This is a genomic window from Pseudocitrobacter sp. CD920760, assembly GCF_057782505.1.
In genome coordinates, this window is the sequence record NZ_CM173490.1 from 3,904,132 (window position 1) to 3,924,397 (window position 20,266).

General features: G+C 55.9%; 20 protein-coding genes. 10 read left to right on the forward strand and 10 right to left on the reverse strand.

The annotated features are described in order from the left end of the window. Positions 1–43: 43 nt before the first annotated feature. Positions 44–778 (reverse strand): tRNA (cytosine(32)/uridine(32)-2'-O)-methyltransferase TrmJ, encoded by a 735-nt coding sequence (gene trmJ / locus AC1MKH_RS18265; RefSeq protein WP_276219385.1) that lies wholly within the window; start codon positions 776–778, stop codon positions 44–46. Between the two features lie 121 nt (positions 779–899). Between trmJ and suhB the strand changes: the two genes are divergently transcribed. Then, the gene (suhB, locus tag AC1MKH_RS18270; RefSeq protein ID WP_276219383.1) at positions 900–1,703 is read left to right on the forward strand and encodes an inositol-1-monophosphatase; all 804 of its coding nucleotides are present in this window, start codon (positions 900–902) and stop codon (positions 1,701–1,703) included. A 256-nt stretch (positions 1,704–1,959) separates the two neighbouring features. Further along, positions 1,960–2,814, forward strand: a complete 855-nt coding sequence (locus AC1MKH_RS18275) for an alpha/beta hydrolase (protein WP_276219381.1) — start codon at positions 1,960–1,962, stop codon at positions 2,812–2,814. A gap of 3 nt (positions 2,815–2,817) precedes the next feature. On the opposite strand, the gene AC1MKH_RS18280 is transcribed toward AC1MKH_RS18275, so the two are convergent. Both AC1MKH_RS18280 and AC1MKH_RS18285 read right to left on the reverse strand, forming a co-directional pair. Continuing rightward, the gene (locus AC1MKH_RS18280; RefSeq protein WP_276219379.1) at positions 2,818–3,798 is read right to left on the reverse strand and encodes a nickel/cobalt transporter; all 981 of its coding nucleotides are present in this window, start codon (positions 3,796–3,798) and stop codon (positions 2,818–2,820) included. Further along, positions 3,789–4,427 (reverse strand): DUF1007 family protein, encoded by a 639-nt coding sequence (locus AC1MKH_RS18285; RefSeq protein WP_231826506.1) that lies wholly within the window; start codon positions 4,425–4,427, stop codon positions 3,789–3,791. The genes AC1MKH_RS18280 and AC1MKH_RS18285 overlap by 10 nt, the downstream gene beginning before the upstream one ends. A gap of 122 nt (positions 4,428–4,549) precedes the next feature. Between AC1MKH_RS18285 and csiE the strand changes: the two genes are divergently transcribed. Further along, complete coding sequence (gene csiE, locus AC1MKH_RS18290; protein WP_276219377.1) at positions 4,550–5,827, forward strand: stationary phase inducible protein CsiE; 1,278 nt, start codon at positions 4,550–4,552, stop codon at positions 5,825–5,827. On the opposite strand, the gene AC1MKH_RS18295 is transcribed toward csiE, so the two are convergent. Both AC1MKH_RS18295 and hcaR read right to left on the reverse strand, forming a co-directional pair. Further along, positions 5,824–6,960 (reverse strand): 3-phenylpropionate MFS transporter, encoded by a 1,137-nt coding sequence (locus tag AC1MKH_RS18295; RefSeq protein WP_276219375.1) that lies wholly within the window; start codon positions 6,958–6,960, stop codon positions 5,824–5,826. The genes csiE and AC1MKH_RS18295 overlap by 4 nt on opposite strands. Positions 6,961–7,088: 128 nt before the next feature. Beyond that, positions 7,089–7,973, reverse strand: coding sequence for a DNA-binding transcriptional regulator HcaR (hcaR, locus tag AC1MKH_RS18300; RefSeq protein ID WP_276219374.1), 885 nt, complete (start codon positions 7,971–7,973; stop codon positions 7,089–7,091). Positions 7,974–8,106: 133 nt separating this feature from the next. Here hcaR and hcaE point away from each other — a divergent pair, with 133 nt between their 5' ends. The 6 genes from hcaE (at position 8,107) to AC1MKH_RS18330 (ending at position 12,833) form a co-directional block, all read left to right on the forward strand. Beyond that, positions 8,107–9,468 carry a 3-phenylpropionate/cinnamic acid dioxygenase subunit alpha gene (gene hcaE / locus AC1MKH_RS18305; protein ID WP_231826503.1) on the forward strand — a complete coding sequence of 454 codons (1,362 nt, stop codon included), beginning with the start codon at positions 8,107–8,109 and terminating at the stop codon, positions 9,466–9,468. Beyond that, the gene (gene hcaF, locus AC1MKH_RS18310) at positions 9,465–9,983 is read left to right on the forward strand and encodes a 3-phenylpropionate/cinnamic acid dioxygenase subunit beta (protein ID WP_276219371.1); all 519 of its coding nucleotides are present in this window, start codon (positions 9,465–9,467) and stop codon (positions 9,981–9,983) included. The genes hcaE and hcaF overlap by 4 nt, the downstream gene beginning before the upstream one ends. Beyond that, positions 9,983–10,303 carry a 3-phenylpropionate/cinnamic acid dioxygenase ferredoxin subunit gene (gene hcaC, locus AC1MKH_RS18315; protein ID WP_276219370.1) on the forward strand — a complete coding sequence of 107 codons (321 nt, stop codon included), beginning with the start codon at positions 9,983–9,985 and terminating at the stop codon, positions 10,301–10,303. The genes hcaF and hcaC overlap by 1 nt, the downstream gene beginning before the upstream one ends. After that, positions 10,300–11,112 carry a 3-phenylpropionate-dihydrodiol/cinnamic acid-dihydrodiol dehydrogenase gene (gene hcaB, locus AC1MKH_RS18320; protein WP_276219368.1) on the forward strand — a complete coding sequence of 271 codons (813 nt, stop codon included), beginning with the start codon at positions 10,300–10,302 and terminating at the stop codon, positions 11,110–11,112. Before hcaC ends, hcaB begins: the two co-directional genes overlap by 4 nt. A gap of 9 nt (positions 11,113–11,121) precedes the next feature. Continuing rightward, entirely contained in the window at positions 11,122–12,324 is a 1,203-nt protein-coding gene (gene hcaD / locus AC1MKH_RS18325; RefSeq protein WP_276219366.1) for a phenylpropionate dioxygenase ferredoxin reductase subunit, read from the forward strand. Positions 12,325–12,410: 86 nt separating this feature from the next. Continuing rightward, positions 12,411–12,833: a DoxX family protein gene (locus tag AC1MKH_RS18330; protein ID WP_276219364.1), complete on the forward strand. Its 423-nt coding sequence runs from the start codon at positions 12,411–12,413 to the stop codon at positions 12,831–12,833. Between the two features lie 102 nt (positions 12,834–12,935). Here the strand turns inward: AC1MKH_RS18330 and glyA are convergent, their stop codons facing one another. Continuing rightward, positions 12,936–14,189 (reverse strand): serine hydroxymethyltransferase, encoded by a 1,254-nt coding sequence (gene glyA, locus AC1MKH_RS18335; RefSeq protein ID WP_276219362.1) that lies wholly within the window; start codon positions 14,187–14,189, stop codon positions 12,936–12,938. 315 nt (positions 14,190–14,504) lie between these two features. Between glyA and hmpA the strand changes: the two genes are divergently transcribed. After that, entirely contained in the window at positions 14,505–15,695 is a 1,191-nt protein-coding gene (gene hmpA, locus AC1MKH_RS18340) for an NO-inducible flavohemoprotein (RefSeq protein ID WP_276219361.1), read from the forward strand. Positions 15,696–15,815: 120 nt separating this feature from the next. On the opposite strand, the gene glnB is transcribed toward hmpA, so the two are convergent. The 4 genes from glnB to qseE all read right to left on the reverse strand — a co-directional run bounded on the left by glnB (position 15,816) and on the right by qseE (position 19,666). Continuing rightward, positions 15,816–16,154: a nitrogen regulatory protein P-II gene (gene glnB / locus AC1MKH_RS18345; protein ID WP_003860685.1), complete on the reverse strand. Its 339-nt coding sequence runs from the start codon at positions 16,152–16,154 to the stop codon at positions 15,816–15,818. 67 nt (positions 16,155–16,221) lie between these two features. Then, positions 16,222–17,559 (reverse strand): two-component system response regulator GlrR, encoded by a 1,338-nt coding sequence (glrR, locus tag AC1MKH_RS18350; RefSeq protein ID WP_149464817.1) that lies wholly within the window; start codon positions 17,557–17,559, stop codon positions 16,222–16,224. Beyond that, positions 17,556–18,278, reverse strand: a complete 723-nt coding sequence (gene qseG / locus AC1MKH_RS18355) for a two-component system QseEF-associated lipoprotein QseG (RefSeq protein WP_276219357.1) — start codon at positions 18,276–18,278, stop codon at positions 17,556–17,558. Before qseG ends, glrR begins: the two co-directional genes overlap by 4 nt. Beyond that, a complete protein-coding gene (gene qseE / locus AC1MKH_RS18360) occupies positions 18,275–19,666 on the reverse strand; it encodes a two component system sensor histidine kinase QseE/GlrK (protein ID WP_442961939.1) in 1,392 nt (463 codons plus the stop codon). Before qseE ends, qseG begins: the two co-directional genes overlap by 4 nt. Between the last annotated feature and the right edge of the window lie 600 nt (positions 19,667–20,266).

A 20,266-nucleotide genomic window follows, 5' to 3' on the forward strand; every position in this document is an offset into this window, starting at 1 on the left:
TGTCCCCTCTCCCTCAGGGAGAGGGTTAGGGTGAGGGTGGCCCTTATGACTTCTTATTCTGCTGCTCAATCGACGCCAGAATCCCGCGCAGGATGTTCAACTCCTGGCTTTCCGGACGCGCGCGGGTAAACAAACGACGCAGTTTGTTCATCACCTGCCCCGGATGGTTTTCGCGGATAAAACCGGTACTCAGCAGCGTTTGTTCCAGGTGACCATAGAAACGCTCCAGGTCATCAACCAGCGGATACGGCGTTTCGTCGTGCTCAACGTTTGTTTCACCGTTTTCCTGCGCCGCCAGCCACGCCATGCGGACCTCATAAGAGATAACCTGCACCGCCATCGCCAGGTTCAGCGAACTGTATTCCGGGTTAGCGGCAATTGCGACGTGATAATGGCACTTTTGCAGCTCTTCGTTAGTCAGGCCAACGCGCTCACGGCCAAACACCAGCGCCACCGGCGCATGTTCAGCTTCAGCAACGCTTTTCAACCCGCATTCGCGCGGGTCGAGCATCGGCCACGGCAGCGTGCGCGAACGCGCGCTGGTGCCCACCACCAGGCTACAACCCGCCAGCGCTTCATCGAGCGTATCGACGATATTGGCGCTACCGATGACATCGCTGGCCCCGGCGGCCAGGGCGATGGCCTGGGAGTCAGGTTTTACCAATGGATTCACCAGCCAAAGATTGGTTAAGCCCATGGTTTTCATCGCGCGGGCCACAGAGCCCATATTGCCGGTGTGAGAGGTTTCAACCAGCACAATTCGAATATTTTGCAGCATTGTCTTTCTTCTTCTAAAGATTATTCGACCATATTACCATAAACCGAAGACAGAGTCTGAATTCGCTGTTATGATGTGCGCCGTTTTTCCCCGTTCTTTAACATCCAGTGAGAGTAACCTGATGCATCCGATGCTGAACATCGCCGTGCGCGCAGCGCGCAAGGCAGGTAACCTGATTGCCAAACATTACGAAACGCCAGATTCTGTTGAAACCAGCCAGAAAGGCAGCAACGATTTCGTGACCAACGTTGATAAAGCGGCTGAAGCCATTATCATCGAAACCATTCGCAAATCTTACCCGCAACACACCATTATCACCGAAGAAAGCGGTGAACATGTTGGCGACGATCTGGATGTTCAATGGGTTATCGATCCACTGGATGGCACCACCAACTTCGTTAAACGTCTGCCGCACTTCGCGGTCTCCATCGCGGTACGCATCAAAGGCCGTACCGAAGTTGCGGTGGTTTACGATCCAATGCGTAACGAACTCTTCACCGCGACCCGTGGCCAGGGCGCACAGCTGAACGGCTACCGTCTGCGTTGCAGCACCGCGCGTGACCTCGACGGCACCATCCTGGCGACCGGTTTCCCGTTCAAAGCAAAACAACACGCTCCGGCGTACATGAACATTCTCGGCAACCTGTATACCGAATGTGCTGACTTCCGTCGCACCGGTTCCGCAGCGCTGGATCTGGCTTACGTAGCCGCTGGCCGCGTAGACGGTTTCTTCGAAATCGGCCTGAAGCCGTGGGATTTCGCCGCAGGTGAACTGCTGGCACGTGAAGCAGGCGCCCTGGTGTGCGACTTCACCGGTGGCCACAACTACATGATGACCGGCAACGTGGTTGCAGGTAACGCACGCGTCGTGAAATCGATGCTGGCGAACATGCGTGACCAGTTGAGCGAAGCGCTGAAGCGCTAAGCGATTGTTGTGCCCGGTGGCGCTCGCGCTTACCGGGCCTACAAGATTGCTGCAATATATTGAATTAGCACTATTTTGTAGGCCGGATAAGGCGGTTACGCCGCATCCGGCAAGAACAAAGCGCACGTTGTCAGCAAGCTGAGCGATCCCCCGAGCGCTTTTCCTAAACTGGTTGTCCCCTCTTTACATTGCCACCCCCTTTTATGACGATCGTGCGCTGTTCACACAATCCCAAAGCAGCCAAAGGGAAATTGCGATGCGCTTTTTACGTGGGAAATTCGGCATAGAGTGCTTTTTCGTTCTCTGTATTATCGGCGTCTGTATTTATCTGCTGCCGCGCATTGCGATTAACGCCTTCTATTACCCGGATAACAAAGTTTACGGCCCGGAACCTTACAGCGTAGAGCCCGTCATTTTTACCGCGAAAGACGGCACAACACTCCACGGCTGGTTTATCCCTTCCGCAAAGGGGCCGAGCGAACACGCCATCGCCACGGTTATTCACGCCCATGGCAACGCGGGCAATATGTCCGCTCACTGGCCGTTGGTAAACTGGCTGCCGGAGAGAAACCTCAACGTATTTATGTTTGATTACCGGGGTTTTGGTGAGTCGCAGGGCACGCCATCTCAGTCGGGTTTGCAGGATGACACCCTCAGCGCCATCGACTACGTCCGCCACAGACCGGATATTGATCCGCAGCGTCTGGTGCTTCTGGGGCAAAGTTTGGGTGGAAACAATATTGTCGCCGCCATTACGCATGGCGATCGCTCGGGCATCCGCGCCGTTATTCTGGATTCCACCTTTTCGTCTTATTCGGCGATAGCCAATCACATGATCCCCGGCAGCGGCCTGTTACTTGACGATAGCTACAGCGCCGATCGTAACATTGCCGATATCAGCCCTATTCCACTGCTAATTCTGCATGGTACGGGCGACCACGTTATCCCGTCAGAACACAGCCAGACACTTTATGCGCTGGCGAAAGAACCCAAAACGCTCGAACTGATCCCGGGCGGGCAGCATATCGACGCATTCTCTACCCGCTATGGCGATCGTTATCGCGATGAGGCTGAGCGTTTTATTCTTAACGCCCTGAAAAAGCCGAAATAGCTTTTAAAACGGCCGCATTCCCCGCCCAACAGGTACCGCACTCAGCCACATCACCACCGCCGCCGCGATCAACAGCGCGCCACCGGCCAGGGCCAGCGTTGTCCAGCCCACCTGACGCCATAATACCGGCGCACGATTTCCACTTAGCCGCACCGCCAACTGGCGGAAACTGTGCACCAATAGCGCAAGTGACGAAATAGTCAGTGACGTTCCCGCCGCCATCGCCAGCGCCGATGCCATTCCCCAGGCAAATACGCCAATCACTTTACTGAACAACAGCACCATAATTGCGCCAGAGCACGGTCGCATGCCCATCGACAGCACCACCATCAGGCGCGCGCGCCAGTCATCGCCGCTGCGAATTTGCTCCGGGTCGGGCAGATGTTTACGCCCGCATCCGCAGTGTTCATCATGGATGTGAACCGGTTTAAACGCGGTGAAAGTGGGTTTACGCAACAGCCGTCGTAGCGTTTTCAATGCTCGCCAGCACAGCATCAGCCCCAACACGCCCACCAGCGCATAGCTGGCTTTCTCCAGCCAGAACCCGCTCACGTGAAGCTGTCGCGCGGGTAATTGCAGCAGCGTTAACACCACCACGACCAGCGCAATCGCCACCAGCCCCTGTAACAGTGACGAAGCCAGCGTTAGGCCAATACTTGATTTGAGCTTCGAGGGATGCGTAGCCAGCCAGGTGGCTATCACTACTTTGCCGTGCCCCGGCCCCAGCGCATGCAGCACGCCGTAGATAAAGCTAAACAGCAGCAACGAACCGCCTGCCTGGGTCGGGTTTTCCGCTACCGCTTTGAGCAGGCCGCTCATCTGCTGATTCACTTCGCGCTGCCAGATGATGCTTTTTATCATGATTTGCGGCCATGCCTGCCACAGCCAGAAACCCGCCAGCACGCTCAGCAGCAGAAAAATGGCCAACGGCCAGAGCGCCAGCCAGCGGCGCGACGGGCGTTTTACAAGAGCGTTCACTGACATGTTAACGTCACCTTCTGGGCAAATTGCTTACCCAGCTCCATGTCTTCATCCGGCGCGTCTTCTTTATCAAGCGACAACGCATAAGACATCATTTCGTCACTGGGCTGCGGCGTATGCACCGCCAGTTTGCAGGTCGATTTCAAACTCGCCGGTAACGAAACATCACCGTCGTTCTCATAGCGCATATCGACGTAATAGGTCGGGTCAAACGTCGAGAAGGTATAGGTCTGCCCGGCTAGCGTCTGGGGATTTGCCAGCGGCAGCGTGAACGTCAGCACCGCCTGATGCCCCTCCCGCGCAAGGCCATAGTCAGTGGGCAGATTGTCAAATTTCACCTTTTTACCGTTGTGCCAGAATTCCGTGAAGTAGTGCTGTCCCAGCACGTTGGCCATCACTTCCGCCGCCAGTTTTTTCCACACTTCATCGCCCGGTTTAGCCTTCCCGGCGTCATACAACAGATCTGCTGATGTTAATTCATCCATTACCCAGCGCATTTTCAGCCCGCTCATCTGCCCATCCTGCGCCACAACGTCCGTCGTCAGGGTGATAAAGCTATGCGGGTGCGCCTGGACGCTAAGCGATAAAACCGCGAAAAATACCAGACTTACGCTTTGTTTCACTCTCTTCATCCGTTCCTCAGTGAAAAATTCTGTGACCGACGCCGATATTCCTTACGTAAACAGGCTGAGCACGCGTACGAAAGACTATCCTTTAGCTATTCTTATCAAAAACGCAAACTGGAATCTTTCAGATGATGACGCTCATGGAACCTCCATCTGTGCTTTCCAGTCCACAGCGCCGCTGCCAGGTGCTGCTGATGTTCTACCTTCCCGGCCACACCATTACGCCCGAATTCATTGGCGAAGTGAATGGTGTCGATGCAAATACTGCCCGGCAAGATATAGCCGAGACCGGAGAGGAGATCCAGCGTTACCATCGTCTGGCGATTGCCAGCGGAGCGGACGGCAGCTATCGGATTGAAGGCACCACGCTTGATTTACGCCTGTGCTTGCTGCACTGGCTGCGGCGTGCCTTCCGTTTATGTCCGCATTTTGTCAGCCATCATTTTACCCCGGCGCTTAAAACGCAGCTTAAACAGCAGGGCATTGCCCGCACGCTGTATGACGATACCAATCTGCAGGCGCTGGTAAACCGCTGCGGGCGCAACCTGCAACGCCAGTTCGAGTGTCGCGATACGCAGTTTTTGCGCCTCTACCTGCAATACTGTCTGCTTCAGCATCATCAGGGAGAGAGCCCCACCTTCAATTCGCTGCAAAGTACCTGGACCCGTACCACCCAGGAGTTTCAGGTGGCCGCCGAGATTGTGCGCCACTGGCAGCGTCGCATTCACCGGCAGCCTCACTGTAGCGAACAACAATTTCTGGCACTGCTGTTTATGCTGATGCGCACGCCAAACCCCGTTTACGATGGCCATGCGCAGGACCGTCAGTTACACCTGGCGATTGACCAGCTTATCGATCGCTTTCAGCAACTGGCCGGGCGTCAGTTGGGTGATGAACAAAGCCTGCGCGATCAGCTCTATATTCACCTGGCGCAGGCGCTGAATCGCTGTATTTTCGGCATCGGTATTGATAGCCAACTCACCGAAGAGATTCATCGGCTATACCCGCGCTTAATGCGCACCACGCGTGAGGCGCTGGCCGATTTCGAGACGCGTTATACCCTGCAGTTCAGCCATGAAGAAGCGGCGCTGATTGCCATTATTTTTGGCGCGGGGCTCATGCAGGAGAGCGAGTTACATGAGAAAGAAGTGGTATTACTGACGGGCGATAACCCGACGCTGGAGCAGGAGATAGAGCAGCAGCTACGGGAACTCACCCTGCTGCCGCTCAATGTAAAATATCTGGCGGCGCGAACCTTCCAGAAAGAGGGTGCGCCGAAAAGCGTCAGCCTGGTGGTGTCGCCCTATGCGATCGCCCTGCCGTTGTTTTCACCACCGCTGATCCATGCCGATCGGCCATTAAGCGATCATCAGCGGCAGCATATCAGCAAGATCCTCGACGCTTAAGCGGTTACCGCTTTCGGACGCAGGATCAACGCTGGCAACGCAACCAGCGCCATCACCCAGAACACACCCTGATGCAAATGCTGGTACAGGAAACCGGCAAACACGGTCATCACCGCAATACTGCCGCCCATCGCCACCGCAGAGTACACCGCCTGCAGGCGAATCACTTCGCTCCCCTGACGCGCGGCGATATAGCGCATCGCCGCCAGGTGGCAAACGGTGAAGGTGCCGCAGTGCAGGATCTGCGCGACAATCAGCCACGGCAACTCCGTGGTCCAGCCCATGATTCCCCAGCGGATCACACCACATACGGCGGATAGCAGCAGCAGGTCGCGCGCACTAAAGCGGCGGAAAACTTTCTTGCTCAGGGCAAAAATGACCACTTCTGCCACCACGCCAAGCGACCAGAGATACCCAACCGCCGACGCCGAATAGCCCGCACCCTGCCAATAAATGGCGCTGAAACCATAGTAGGCCGCATGCGCGCCCTGCAACAGACACACGCAGGCGAGGAAGCGCCAGCTCTGCATCACCAGCGTACGCCATGCTGGCCACCCCGCCGCTTCCTGATGACGCGCTTCCCCCTGCGGCATAACGGAAGGTCGCAACAGCATGCCGAGCAGCATTGAAGCTATGCCTAAGCTCAGCAGCACAAGGATGGCATGATAATCAAACAGGCTAACCAGTTTGCCCGTCAGCGCCGAGCCAATCACAAAGGCAATTGAACCCCACAGACGCACGCGGCCATAATCCATGGTGATTTGCTTTTGCCAGGTGTTAGCAAGCGCATCGGTCAGCGGTACCAGCGGCGAGAAAAAGAGGTTAAAGCCAATCATTACCGCCATCAGCCAGGCAACGTGGCTACCGGCCCAGAAAGCCATCGCAAACAGTAGCGTCAGTAGCGCCAGAATGCGCAGCACGCTGATTAATCGGGAGGGATCGCTAACGCGCGGTGCAATCAGCAGGCTACCAAGAAAACGTGCTACCAGGCCCGCGCCAAGCAGAACGCCGATGGTTTCAGGCGTGAGCCCCGCCCCCTTGAGCCAGACGCTCCAGAAGGGCAGAAAAATACCGTAGCTGAAAAAGTAGGTGAAGTAACTGAGCGCCAGCCAACGCGTTGAGTGCAAGACCATGATTTCCTCCAGAATGGAGGCGACAGTCTGGCGGTAAAACGTTTGCCTGGCGCGAATACGGGTTAAAAATCGTGATCTCCATCACTTATTTTCGATGACCGCACACCGGATTCACAAAAATGTGAGAGCTACAGCAACTCACACCGCGTCTTCACAATATCGATAAAATCGCGCAGCGCCGGTTTCAGCTCGCCCTTTTTCCACGCCATCAGCAGGGCAATGGTCGGCGCATCGCCGGCCAGCGGGCGAAACACCACCTGCCCGGTGTTGAAACTCTGCATATAACCAGGGATCAGCGACACGCCGAGCCCCATGCCCACCAGATTCATGGTGACCAGTATATTGGTCGCCATCTGCACAATCTTCGGCTGACACTGCTGATCGGTAAGCCATTTATCGACGATCGACGCCAACGCGCCGGAATAAGCGGGATCGGTACTGATAAATTCGACGCCGTTCAGCTGTGCCGCGCTGATTTTGCGCTCACGCGCCAGCGGATGTGTGGCGGGCATCACCACCGCCAGCGGTTCATGGAACAGCTCCAGATAATCAATTTCCGGGTTGTAGATGGGATGGCGCATCAGGCCGACATCCAGCTCGCCGCTGCGCAATTTGTCTTCCTGCTGAGTGGTTATCAGGCTCACCAGTTCAATTTGCGTTTCCGGTTGACGCAAGCGCAGCAGCGGCATCACCTTCGGCAACAAATTGACTTCCGCCGAGGGCACAAAACCAATCACCAGATGATTCCCCAGAAGCGCGGCGTTGCGCGCGCGGGCTTTCGCCTGCTCCGCCTGGTCAAGGATCGCCAGCGCATCGGTCAGAAAGCATTCGCCCGCCGTGGTCAGCGTGACTTTGCGTTTATCTCTTTCCAGCAGCGAGACGCCCACGCACTGTTCCAGGTCGCGAATCTGGCTACTGAGCGACGGCTGCGAGGTATGCAGTTTTTCCGCCGCGCGCGTGAAGTTCAGCTCCTGCGCAACGGCCACGAAGTAGCGAAGGTGTCTCAGTTCCATGCCCTTCTCCCTGTCATAGATAAAACGTCTCAGCTGGTAGAAATTAAGTATTTCACATAACAACAACCAATTAGCAACATAGTAAAGACACAAAAACCAGAAGGTCAATACCTCTTACCCACGAGATAACGATATGACCACGAAAACACCTGTAGACATCTACTCTCTGATCGACACCCACAACGGGAGCGTCACCCCGCGCATTTACACCGATCCTGACATCTATCAACTGGAGCTTGAACGCATTTTTGGCCGCTGCTGGCTGTTTCTGGCGCACGAAAGCCAGATCCCGAAAGCGGGCGACTTTTTTAATACCTATATGGGCGAAGACGCGGTCGTTGTCGTGCGCCAGAAAGACGGCAGCATCAAAGCCTTTTTGAACCAGTGCCGTCACCGCGCCATGCGCGTGAGCTATGCCGATTGCGGCAATACCAAAGCGTTCACCTGCCCCTACCACGGCTGGTCTTACGGCATTAACGGCGAGCTGATTGATGTACCGCTGGAGCCTCGCGCCTATCCGCAGGGTTTGTGTAAATCCCATTGGGGATTAAACGAAGTACCCTGCGTAGAAAGCTACAAGGGGCTCATTTTTGCCAACTGGGATACCTCCGCCCCGCCACTGCTGGATTATCTGGGCGACATGAAGTGGTACCTCGACGGCATGCTGGATCGCCGGGAAGGGGGTACCGAAATCGTCGGCGGCGTGCAAAAATGGGTGATCAACTGCAACTGGAAATTCCCGGCAGAGCAGTTCGCCAGCGACCAGTATCACGCTCTCTTCAGCCACGCCTCCGCCGTACAGGTGCTGGGCGCGAAAGATGACGGCAGCGATAAACATCTCGGCGACGGCCAGACCGCCCGCCCGGTGTGGGAAACGGCGAAAGATGCCTTACAGTTCGGCCAGGACGGGCACGGTAGCGGCTTCTTCTTCACCGAAAAACCAGACGCCAACGTATGGGTGGACGGCGCAGTCTCCAGCTATTACCGCGAAACGTACGACGAAGCCGAACAACGACTGGGCAAAGTGCGCGCCCTGCGGCTGGCTGGTCATAACAATATTTTCCCAACCCTCTCGTGGCTGAACGGCACCGCCACACTGCGCGTCTGGCACCCCCGAGGGCCGGATCAGGTGGAAGTCTGGGCCTTCTGTATCACCGATAAAGCCGCCTCTGATGAGGTGAAAGCGGCCTTTGAAAACAGCGCCACCCGCGCCTTCGGCCCGGCGGGCTTTCTGGAGCAAGATGACTCGGAAAACTGGTGTGAAATCCAGAAGCTGCTGAAAGGCAACAAAGCGCGTAACAGCCAGCTCTGCCTGCAAATGGGGTTGGGCCAGGAAAAACGTCGCGAAGACGGCATTCCGGGCATTACCAACTACATCTTCTCAGAAACCGCCGCACGCGGGATGTATCAGCGCTGGGCCGATCTCCTCGCCAGTGAAACCTGGCAGGAAGTGGATGAGAAAACCGCCGCCTACCAGCAGGAGGTGATGAAATGAGCAATCCCGTCTCTTTAGAACTGCATCATCGCATCGCCCAGTTTCTCTATCTGGAAGCGTCCCTGCTCGACGACTGGCGTTTCCGCGACTGGCTGGATCAGCTTGATGACGAGATCGTCTACACCATGCGCACCACGGTAAACGCGCAAACCCGCGATCGCCGTAAAGGCAAACAACCGCCGACGACCTGGATCTTCAACGACAACAAAGATCAGCTTGAGCGCCGGATCGCCCGTCTGGAAACCGGCATGGCCTGGGCCGAGGAGCCACCGTCACGCACGCGCCATATGATCAGCAATATCCAGGTGAGCGAAACAGAGCAGCCGGATGTGTTTGCCGTTCGCGTGAATTATTTGCTTTATCGCGCGCAAAAAGAGCGTGATGAAACCTTTTACATCGGAACGCGCTTTGACAAAGTGCGCCGCCTGGATGGCGAACAGTGGCGTCTGCTGGCACGTGAAATCGTGCTCGATCAGGCGGTGATCACCTCCCACAACCTGAGTGTATTGTTCTGATGAGCCGTGTATTTGCCTGCTCCACTGCGGAGCTGCCGGAGGGCGAAGCGCTCCGGCTGGAAACGACCCCCGTTATCGCCCTGTTTCACGTCGGCGGGGAATTCTTTGCCATCAACGACCGTTGCAGCCACGGCAACGCGTCAATGTCTGAAGGGTATTTGGAAGACGATGCCACCGTGGAATGCCCGTTGCATGCCGCCAGCTTCTGCCTGAAAACCGGTAAAGCGCTGTGCCTGCCCGCAACCGATGCTATTGCCACCTATCCGGTGTATGTGGAAGGCGACGAAGTGTTTGTTGATATTCCGCAGGAGGCATCATGAGTGATTTAAAAGATGAGGTGGTTTTCATCACCGGCGGCGGCTCCGGCCTGGGGCTGGCGCTGGTCGAGCGCTTTATTGAAGAGGGGGCGAAGGTTGCCACACTCGAACTGTCGGGCGCCAAAGTTGCCAGCCTGCGCCAGCGTTTTGGCGAACATGTGCTGGCGGTTGAGGGTAACGTCACCTGTTACGCGGATTACCAGCGCGCGGTTGACCAGACGCTGACGCAGTTTGGCAAGCTGGACTGTTTTATCGGCAATGCGGGCATCTGGGATCACAACGCCTCGCTGGTGAACACGCCTGCCGACGCGCTGGAGAGCGGCTTCTACGAGTTGTTTAACGTGAACGTGCTCGGTTATCTGCTGGGTGCGAAAGCCTGCACCCCGGCACTGATTGCCAGCGAAGGCAGCATTATTTTCACGCTCTCCAACGCTGCCTGGTATCCCGGCGGCGGCGGCCCGCTGTACACCGCCAGCAAACACGCGGCGACGGGGTTAATTCGCCAGTTGGCCTATGAACTCGCGCCAAAAGTGCGCGTCAATGGCGTCGGTCCTTGCGGGATGGCGAGCGATTTACGCGGCCCGCAGGCGCTGGGGCAAAGCGATACCTCGATTATGCAGTCGCTGACGCCGGAAAAAATCGCCGCCATTCTGCCGCTGCAATTCTTCCCCGACCCGGCAGACTTCACCGGGCCGTATGTGATGCTGGCGTCACGGCGTAATAATCGGGCATTGAGTGGCGTGATGATTAACGCCGACGCGGGCCTGGGCATTCGCGGCATTCGCCACGTTGCCGCCGGACTCGATCTCTAAGGAGCCGCCATGAATAACGAAATTATTGCCATTATCGGTGGTGGTCAGGCAGCGGCAATGGCGGCTGCCTCGCTGCGCCAGCTGGGTTTTGGCGGCGAAATACACCTTTTCTCCGATGAACCGCAACTGCCCTATGAACGTCCACCGCTGTCGAAAGCCATGCTGCTTGACGATAACCCGCAGTTGCAGCCGGTCCTCGCCGCCGACTGGTGGCTGGCAAATAATGTGCAGTTGCATCTGGGCGTGACAATCCGCCAGCTCGACCGCCAGGCCAAAACGGTGGTGCTGGCGGACGGTCAACGCTACCCCTGGACGAAATTACTGATAGCCACCGGGGCGGCGGCGCGTCCTCTGCCGATGCTGGATGCGCTGGGCGAACGCTGCTTTACGCTGCGTCATGCCGGGGATGCTGAACGCCTGCGCCCGGTGCTGGACGCCGGTAAATCACTGGTGATTGTCGGCGCGGGAACCATTGGCCTTGAGCTGGCGGCCAGCGCCACCCAGCGCGGTTGTCAGGTTACGGTCGTCGAGCTTGCGCCTACCGTGATGGGCCGAAACGCCCCGCCGCCGGTACGCGATTATCTGATTCATCGCCATCAGCAGGCGGGTGTACGTTTGCTGCTCAACAGTGCTATCGAGCACGTTGATGTGGGCGAAATGCTAACGCTGACATTGCAAAGCGGCGAACCGCTTCAGGCCGACGCGGTAATTTACGGCATCGGTATTGTGGCGAATGACACCCTTGCCCGCGATGCCGGGCTGGAAACGGCCAACGGTATCGTAGTGGATATCCGCTGTAGTACTGCCGACCCGGCAATTTTTGCCGCCGGTGATGTGGCGATAACGCGTCAACCGGACGGCTCCCTGCATCGCATTGAAAGCTGGGAAAATGCCAACTTTCAGGCGCAAACCGCTGCGGCAGCGATGCTGGAGCAGCCGCTTCCCGTCGCCACGCCGGGCTGGTTCTGGACCGATCAATTCAGCGATAATCTGCAATTCGTGGGTGAGATGCAGGGCGAAAACTGGATCTGTCGCGGTAACCCGGATGAGCGAAAAGCTATTTGGTTTCAGCTGCGCGATGGGGCGCTGGTTGGGGCTGTGGCGCTTAATCAGGGGCGCGAAGTACGCGTGCTGCGCAAGCTGATTCAGTCGGGCAAAAAGCTTGCGGTCGATGCGCTGACCGATGAAAGCATGGTGCTTAAGTCGCTGTAAGTCAGTAAACATAACGGCGCGTCGCGTGGCAGAGTGTCACATTGTGTATTACGTTTTAAGAACACGTCTTAACACAATGGAAGACTATGAACACACTACGTTATTTCGACTTTGGCACATCGCGTTCGCTGATGTTGCTTATCGCGCGCATCGCTCTCGTTCTGCTGTTTATCCTTTTCGGTTATCCGAAAATGCTGGGCTTTGAGGGCACGGTTCAGTATATGGCGTCCTCGGGCGCGCCAGTGCCAACGCTGTCGGCGATTATCGCCATCATTATGGAAGTGCCGGTCGCCATTCTGATTGTACTGGGCTTCTTCACGCGCCCGCTGGCGGTTATCTTTATTTTCTATACGCTGGGTACGGCGGTGATTGGTCACCATTACTGGGATATGACCGGTGATGCGGTGGTGCCAAATATGATTAACTTCTGGAAAAACGTCAGTATCGCGGGCGGTTTCCTGCTGCTGGCAATTACCGGGCCGGGCGCGATTTCGCTGGATCGCCGGTAAACAAATTTGTAGGCTGGATAAGGCGTTTACGCCGCCATCCGGCAAAATGATGGACACAAAAAAGGCCGCTTGCGCGGCCTTTTCTTATTCTGCAAAACAGAATTATGCGTAAACCGGGAAGCGTGCGCAGATATCCAGAACTTTACCTTTGATGCGCTCGATAACCGCTTCATCATTGATATTGTCCAGAACGTCACACATCCAGCCAGCCAGTTCCTTCGCTTCCGCTTCTTTGAAGCCACGGCGGGTGATTGCCGGAGAACCGATACGGATACCGGAGGTCACAAACGGGCTCTTCGGATCGTTCGGCACGCTGTTTTTGTTGACGGTGATGTTGGCGCGGCCCAGGGCGGCGTCAGCTTCTTTACCGGTCAGGTTTTTGTCAACCAGGTCCAGCAGGAACAGGTGGTTTTCAGTACCGCCGGAAACCACTTTGTAGCCACGGTTCAGGAACACTTCAACCATCGCTTTGGCGTTTTTCGCAACCTGCTTCTGGTAAACTTTGAACTCAGGTTCCATCGCTTCTTTCAGTGCTACCGCTTTACCGGCAATCACGTGCATCAGCGGGCCGCCCTGCGCATTTGGGAAGACAGCGGAGTTCAGTTTTTTGTACAGCTCTTCGTCACCGCCTTTCGCCAGGATCAGGCCGCCACGCGGACCCGCCAGGGTTTTATGGGTGGTGGTGGTCACAACGTGCGCGTGCGGAACCGGGTTCGGATAAACGCCCGCGGCAATCAGACCCGCAACGTGGGCCATATCGACAAACAGATATGCGCCGATGCTGTCAGCGATTTCACGCATTTTTGCCCAGTCAACGATACCGGAGTAAGCAGAGAAACCACCGATGATCATCTTCGGTTTATGCTCTTTAGCCTGCTTCGCCATGTCTTCGTAGTCAATTTTACCGGACTCATCAATACCGTAAGGGATGATGTTGTACAGTTTACCGGAGAAGTTTACCGGGGAGCCGTGAGTCAGGTGACCGCCCTGCGCCAGGTTCATACCCAGAACGGTATCGCCCGGCTGCAGCAGTGCGGTGTAGACCGCGAAGTTAGCCTGTGAACCGGAGTGCGGCTGAACGTTAGCGTAGTCTGCGCCAAACAGCTCTTTCGCACGGTCGATAGCCAGTTGCTCAACGATATCCACATACTCGCAACCGCCGTAGTAGCGTTTGCCCGGATAACCTTCAGCGTATTTGTTGGTCAGCTGAGAACCCTGTGCCTGCATAACGCGCGGGCTGGTGTAGTTTTCGGAGGCGATCAGTTCGATGTGCTCTTCCTGACGTACTTTTTCCTGCTCCATAGCCTGCCACAGTTCGGCATCATAATCGGCAATGTTCATTTCACGCTTTAACATCCGCATCTCCTGACTCAGCTAACAGTAAATTTTTTAAGCCCTGATGGACAACGGCCAACAGTATAACTGATTAGTTCTGCGATAACAGGTCTTGACAAAGGATTTTACGCAAACGTTTTCCTTCACGCCGCACAAGGGCTTGAGGAATAAAGGCTCGCCAAATTTCAACGGATATCTTTTCAGGTTTGTGATGCAAATTCTTCACGTTGTAACCAACATGATGCATTGTTACAAAGAACCATTTACAAAGCAGGGGTATTTTTATAAGATGCATTCAATATGCAACAATAGATAATTGTAAAAAGGAAGCCTGCCATGCTTGATGCTCAAACCATTGCTACCGTCAAAGCCACTATTCCCCTGCTGGTTGAAACCGGCCCCAAACTCACCGCCCACTTTTATGACCGGATGTTTACCCACAACCCGGAACTGAAAGAGATTTTCAATATGAGCAACCAGCGCAACGGCGACCAGCGTGAAGCGCTGTTCAATGCCATTGCAGCCTACGCCAGCAATATTGAAAACCTGCCTGCCCTGCTGCCTGCGGTCGAGAAAATCGCGCAGAAACACACCAGCTTCCAGATTAAACCTGAGCAGTACGACATCGTGGGCGCGCACCTGCTGGCGACGCTGGACGAAATGTTCAGCCCGGGTCAGGACGTGCTGGACGCATGGGGGAAAGCCTACGGCGTGCTGGCGGGAGTATTTATCAACCGTGAAGCAGAAATCTACCAGCAGAACGCCAACAAAACCGGCGGCTGGGAAGGCACACGCCCGTTCCGCATCGTGGCGAAAACGCCGCGTAGCGCCCTCATCACCAGCTTTGAATTTGAACCGGTGGACGGCGGCGCGGTCGCTGATTATCAGCCGGGCCAGTATCTGGCGGTCTGGCTGAAACCGGAAGGCTTCCCGCATCAGGAGATTCGTCAGTATTCTCTAACCCGTAAAGCGGACGGCAAAGGCTACCGTATTGCGGTGAAACGCGAAGACGGTGGCCAGGTATCAAGCTGGCTGCACAACTCCGCGAATGTCGGTGATGTGGTGCATCTGGCGGCACCTGCGGGCGATTTCTTTATGTCCGTGGAAAACAACACCCCGGTGACGCTGATTTCCGCCGGTGTCGGTCAGACGCCAATGCTGGCAATGCTTGATACACTGGCGAAATCCAGCCATACCGCGCAGGTGAACTGGTTCCACGCGGCGGAAAATGGCGATGTGCATGCCTTTGCCGACGAAGTGAAAACCCTGGGTTCCAGCCTGCCGCGCTTTACCGCGCACACCTGGTATCGCCAACCGACCGAGGCAGATCGTCAGGCGGCCGCGTTTGACAGCGAAGGATTGATGGATTTAAGCGCGATGGAAGGTGCGTTCAGCGACCCGGCAATGCAGTTTTATCTCTGTGGCCCGGTCGGCTTTATGCAGTTTGCCGCGAAGCAGTTGGTTGAGCTGCGCGTGAAGCCGGAAAGCATTCATTACGAGTGCTTTGGGCCACATAAGGTGCTGTAATTTTTGCCCTCACCCCGCCCTCTCCCACAGGGAGAGGGAGAAAACCAGCGCAAGAATTGACGCCTGCACAAACCATTCCTTCTCCCTGCGGGAGAGGGTTAGGGTGAGGGGCATACGGCGTTAAATCGCCGCGTCGTCCTCTTCACCCGTACGAATACGGATCACGCGCGCCACGTCAAAGACGAAGATTTTGCCGTCGCCGATTTTGCCCGTTTGCGCCGTGCGAATAATAGTATCCACGCAGGTATCGACGATATCGTCGCTGACCACGATTTCAATTTTGACTTTCGGCAGGAAGTCCACCATGTATTCCGCACCGCGATAGAGCTCGGTGTGGCCTTTCTGACGACCAAAGCCTTTCACTTCGGTTACCGTCATCCCGGTAATACCGACTTCCGCCAGCGCTTCACGTACATCATCCAGTTTGAAGGGTTTAATAATCGCATCAATTTTTTTCATGGTGTTCCTGTTTTTCAGTCGCGTAACCGGTTGCTCACCGTATCATAAATCACGCAAAAGTACGGTGCTACTCTTTAAAATCATTTGCGTCCAGTTCGTGGCGCGAGAGCAGCTTGTAAAACTCCGTACGGTTACGCCCCGCCATTCTCGCGGCGTGGGTCACATTCCCTTTGGTAATTTGCAGCAGCTTGCGCAGGTAGTTGAGTTCAAACTGATTACGCGCTTCGACAAAGGTTGGCAGCGCGGTATTCTCACCTTCCAGCGCCTGCTCGACCAGCGCGTCGCTGATCACCGGCGACGACGTCAGCGCCACGCACTGTTCAATCACGTTCACCAGTTGGCGCACGTTGCCTGGCCAGTTAGCTGCCATCAGGCGTTTCATGGCATCGGTAGAAAACGCGCGCACGAACGGCTTGTGTCGATCGGCGGACTGGCGCAGCAAGTGGTTTGCCAGCAGCGGAATGTCTTCCGTACGCTCGGCAAGCGTAGGAATTTTCAGGTTGACCACGTTAAGGCGATAGAAGAGATCTTCACGAAACTCACCGCGCGCCATCGCTTTTGGCAGGTCGCGGTGAGTCGCGGAGATAATCCGTACGTTAATGTCGAGATCACGGTTGCTGCCCAGCGGGCGCACCTTACGCTCCTGCAACACGCGCAGCAGTTTGACCTGCAGCGGCGCGGGCATATCGCCGATTTCATCCAGGAATAGCGTGCCGCCTTCCGCCGCCTGAAACAGCCCTTCCCGATTGCTTACCGCGCCGGTAAACGCCCCGCGCGCGTGGCCGAAGAGTTCGGATTCCAGCAACTGTTCCGGCAGCGCGCCACAGTTTATCGCCACAAATGGCTTGCTGTTGCGCGGGCTGGCGTTGTGAATCGCCTGCGCCAGAATCTCTTTCCCGGTGCCGCTCTGGCCATTAATCAGCACGCTAACGTCAGACTGCGCCACCATCTGCGCCTGCTCCAGCAGCCGCAACATAATTGGGCTACGGGTCACAATCGATTCCCGCCAGCGCTCATCTACCGCCGGAGCGGTTCGCGCCAGCGCTTCATCAATGGCTTTATACAGCGCGTCTTTGTCGACCGGTTTGGTCAGGAAACTAAAGACGCCCTGTTGTGTCGCGGCGACCGCGTCAGGAATCGAGCCGTGGGCGGTGAGGATAATTACCGGCATACCCGGCTGCACTTTCTGAATTTCGCTGAACAGCTGCAAACCGTCCATTTCATCCATTCGCAGATCGCTGATCACAAGGTCGATACGCTCTTTTGCCAGCACGCGCAGCCCCTGCTGCCCGCTTTCTGCGGTATCCACCTGATAACCTTCGCTGGTCAAACGCATACCGAGAAGCTTCAGCAGCCCTGGGTCATCATCCACCAGCAGCAGGCGAGCCGTTTTCCGTGGTGTCATTGTTTCTCCTCCGTGTCAGCGGGCGTATCCGTGCCGTGTGTACTGTCCGGGTTAAAGCCGGACGAGGGTTTACGGCTGGAGAGCTGGCGTTCAATGTCGGTCAGGTTTTGCAGCTTACGGGTCGTCAGATCAAGTTCGCCCTTCAGCGCCTGCTGCTGCTGACGCAGTTCATCCAGCGCGGCATCGCTCGTTTCCTGAAGCTTGCTGTAGCGCGTGCGCTGGTCAGACAGCTTCAGTTGCAGCATCTGATTATCTCGCCACACCTGGTACAGTGGACGGATGCGCGTTGGAATTTGTGCGCTTTTGGCATCAAGGCGTGAAACGATCAGCTGACGTTCGGATGGCGTGATTTTCGCATTAGCCAGCAGCACACCACGCTTGAAAGCATCTGACCAGCTTTCATCGCCTAATTGGTTAGCCTGCGCCCGCGCCTGCGTGGGAGTGAGACGCTCGGCGCAATCCATGCCGCGCAGCCAGTACAGCGGATTGTTCTCCGCCACGGTTCCGTCAAGCGTCCAGAGTTCGTCACAGGTGGTTGAAAGGTAATCCGCCACCTGTTCGTGGGGAACTTTCTCTTCGCTGATGCCAATATGTGGCGTCAGGCCAGAGCTACAGCCAACGAGCGCCAGACAGGATAAGCCCGACAGCCAGAAGCGGCGGGCGCCCTGTACGACGCGCGTACTTAAAAAGTGGGACATATGCACCCGATATGTAGTCATGTGTTTGTTTTATCCGGCCCGGGGACAGGGAGTTCAATGCGAAAACAGATATCGCCCGCGCTATCGTCAATAAGATGAAGCTCGCCGTGCATCTTGCGCACGCAATCGCGGGCAATACTCAACCCAAGACCACTGCCCTTCACGGCCCCTTTTCGCTGGCGACTGCCCTGGAAAAAGGGCTCAAAAATCATTGCTTTTTCGGCATCCGGGATCGGCGTCCCTGTATTGGCCACATCAATAGCGATTCGCCCGCTGGAGACGTGGCTACGAATATAAATGTTACCGGATTCAGTACCATAGTGCACCGCATTGGAGTAGAGATTATCCAGCGCACTCATCAATAACGTCGATTCGGCCAGGCATGCCGGGGCTTCCAGAGAAACCCGGGTATGCATCATTTTAGCTCGCGCCGGCAAACTGTGCGCAGAAACAACGGCTTCCACCATTGGGGCCAGCTCGACGCGGCTCATGGGCACCGCGCCATCGCTCAGTTTGCGGTTGTAATCCAGCAGTTGTTCAATCAGCTTTTGCAAATTGCGGCTGCTATCATCAAGGATATCCACCACTTCTTTTTGCTCCGGCGTGAGTGGGCCGACAACCTGGTCCGCCAGCAATTCAGTCCCTTCACGCATGCTGGCGAGCGGCGTTTTGAGTTCGTGGGAGAGATGGCGCAGAAACTGATGGCGCTGCGATTCCAGCCAGGAGAGCCGCTCGCTCAACCAGACGATACGTTGGCCGACGGATCGCAGTTCGCGCGGGCCACGGAACGTGACGCCCTCTTTGAGGGTTTCCCCCTCGCCCAGGCGATTAATCATACTCTCAATGCCTTTGACCGGGCCGATAATCATGCGGGTAAACAGCAACACCATCGCCAGGCTCACCAGGAACAGCACCAGCGCCTGCCAGCCAAAGAACTGGCCGCGCTCGGCGATTTCCTGCTGCAACTGCTGGCCGCGCGAGAAGACTACCGTACGCGTCGCCTGAACCATTTCGGTATTGGCATTGGCAAAGGCTTCCAGCCTGGCCGCCGCCAGCTTTTCCGGGCCACTATTGAGACACTGTAGCTTGGCCAGATCGTTAAGATCCTGCCTGAGCGCCTGATACAGTTTTTCATCGGGCAGCACACCCGCATGCGCGTCGAGCATATCGCTGTAGCGCTTACGCTGGCTCTGGTAAACACGCGCCAGCGTCGGGTCATCGAGCACGCAGTACTGGCGATAACTACGCTCCATTTCCAGCGCAATGTTGGTCATTGCTTCGCTGCGACGCGCGTCAATCAGGGTGGTTCGGTTAGTTTTTTCCGCCTGTGCGCTAAGCGCATTCAGGCTCTGCCATGCCTGCCAGGCCAGCACCAACAACGGCAAGAGGATCAACAGAAACGCCAGCATAACCAGCTGTCGCAGCGAACGGGGAGAAAGAGAGACGCGTTTCACAAGGAGTTCCCAAAAAATCAGCCTGTAAGGATGCTAACTGAGGAAGTGACGCGGGGAAAGGCCGAAATAACAAAGCCGGGTCGAAACCCGGCTTTGTTCTGGAATAAGGCGGTGCCTAACTCAACGTTTCGCCCGATGGTTGATATGCAAAGATATCAGAAGCTGGACGGCAGGCACCTTGTTGTGCGTCATTCGAAGTTTATGTAGCACGTCCCGAAGGGGCTGACATAAGAGGGTGAATGAGCCACTGAGTATATTAATGCAGGATGTGTGCCAACATGGAAAATAAAATGTTAACTTAATGATAATTAAAGATAATATTGATTTTATCAATCCTTGAGAAAATGATTACTTTTTGTTCTTTGCGTCGCTGATTAGCAACACTTTATGCATCGTTAAATAAAATAGATTTTAATCAATGAGTTAGATGTCGCCATTTAGAGACATCTATAATAAGGATTGTCTGTCATTCACGACACTTGAAAACGCCGGATGGCGGCTGCGCCTTATCCGGCCTACACGTCGATGCGAATGATTGCGGTCATCCAACAAAAA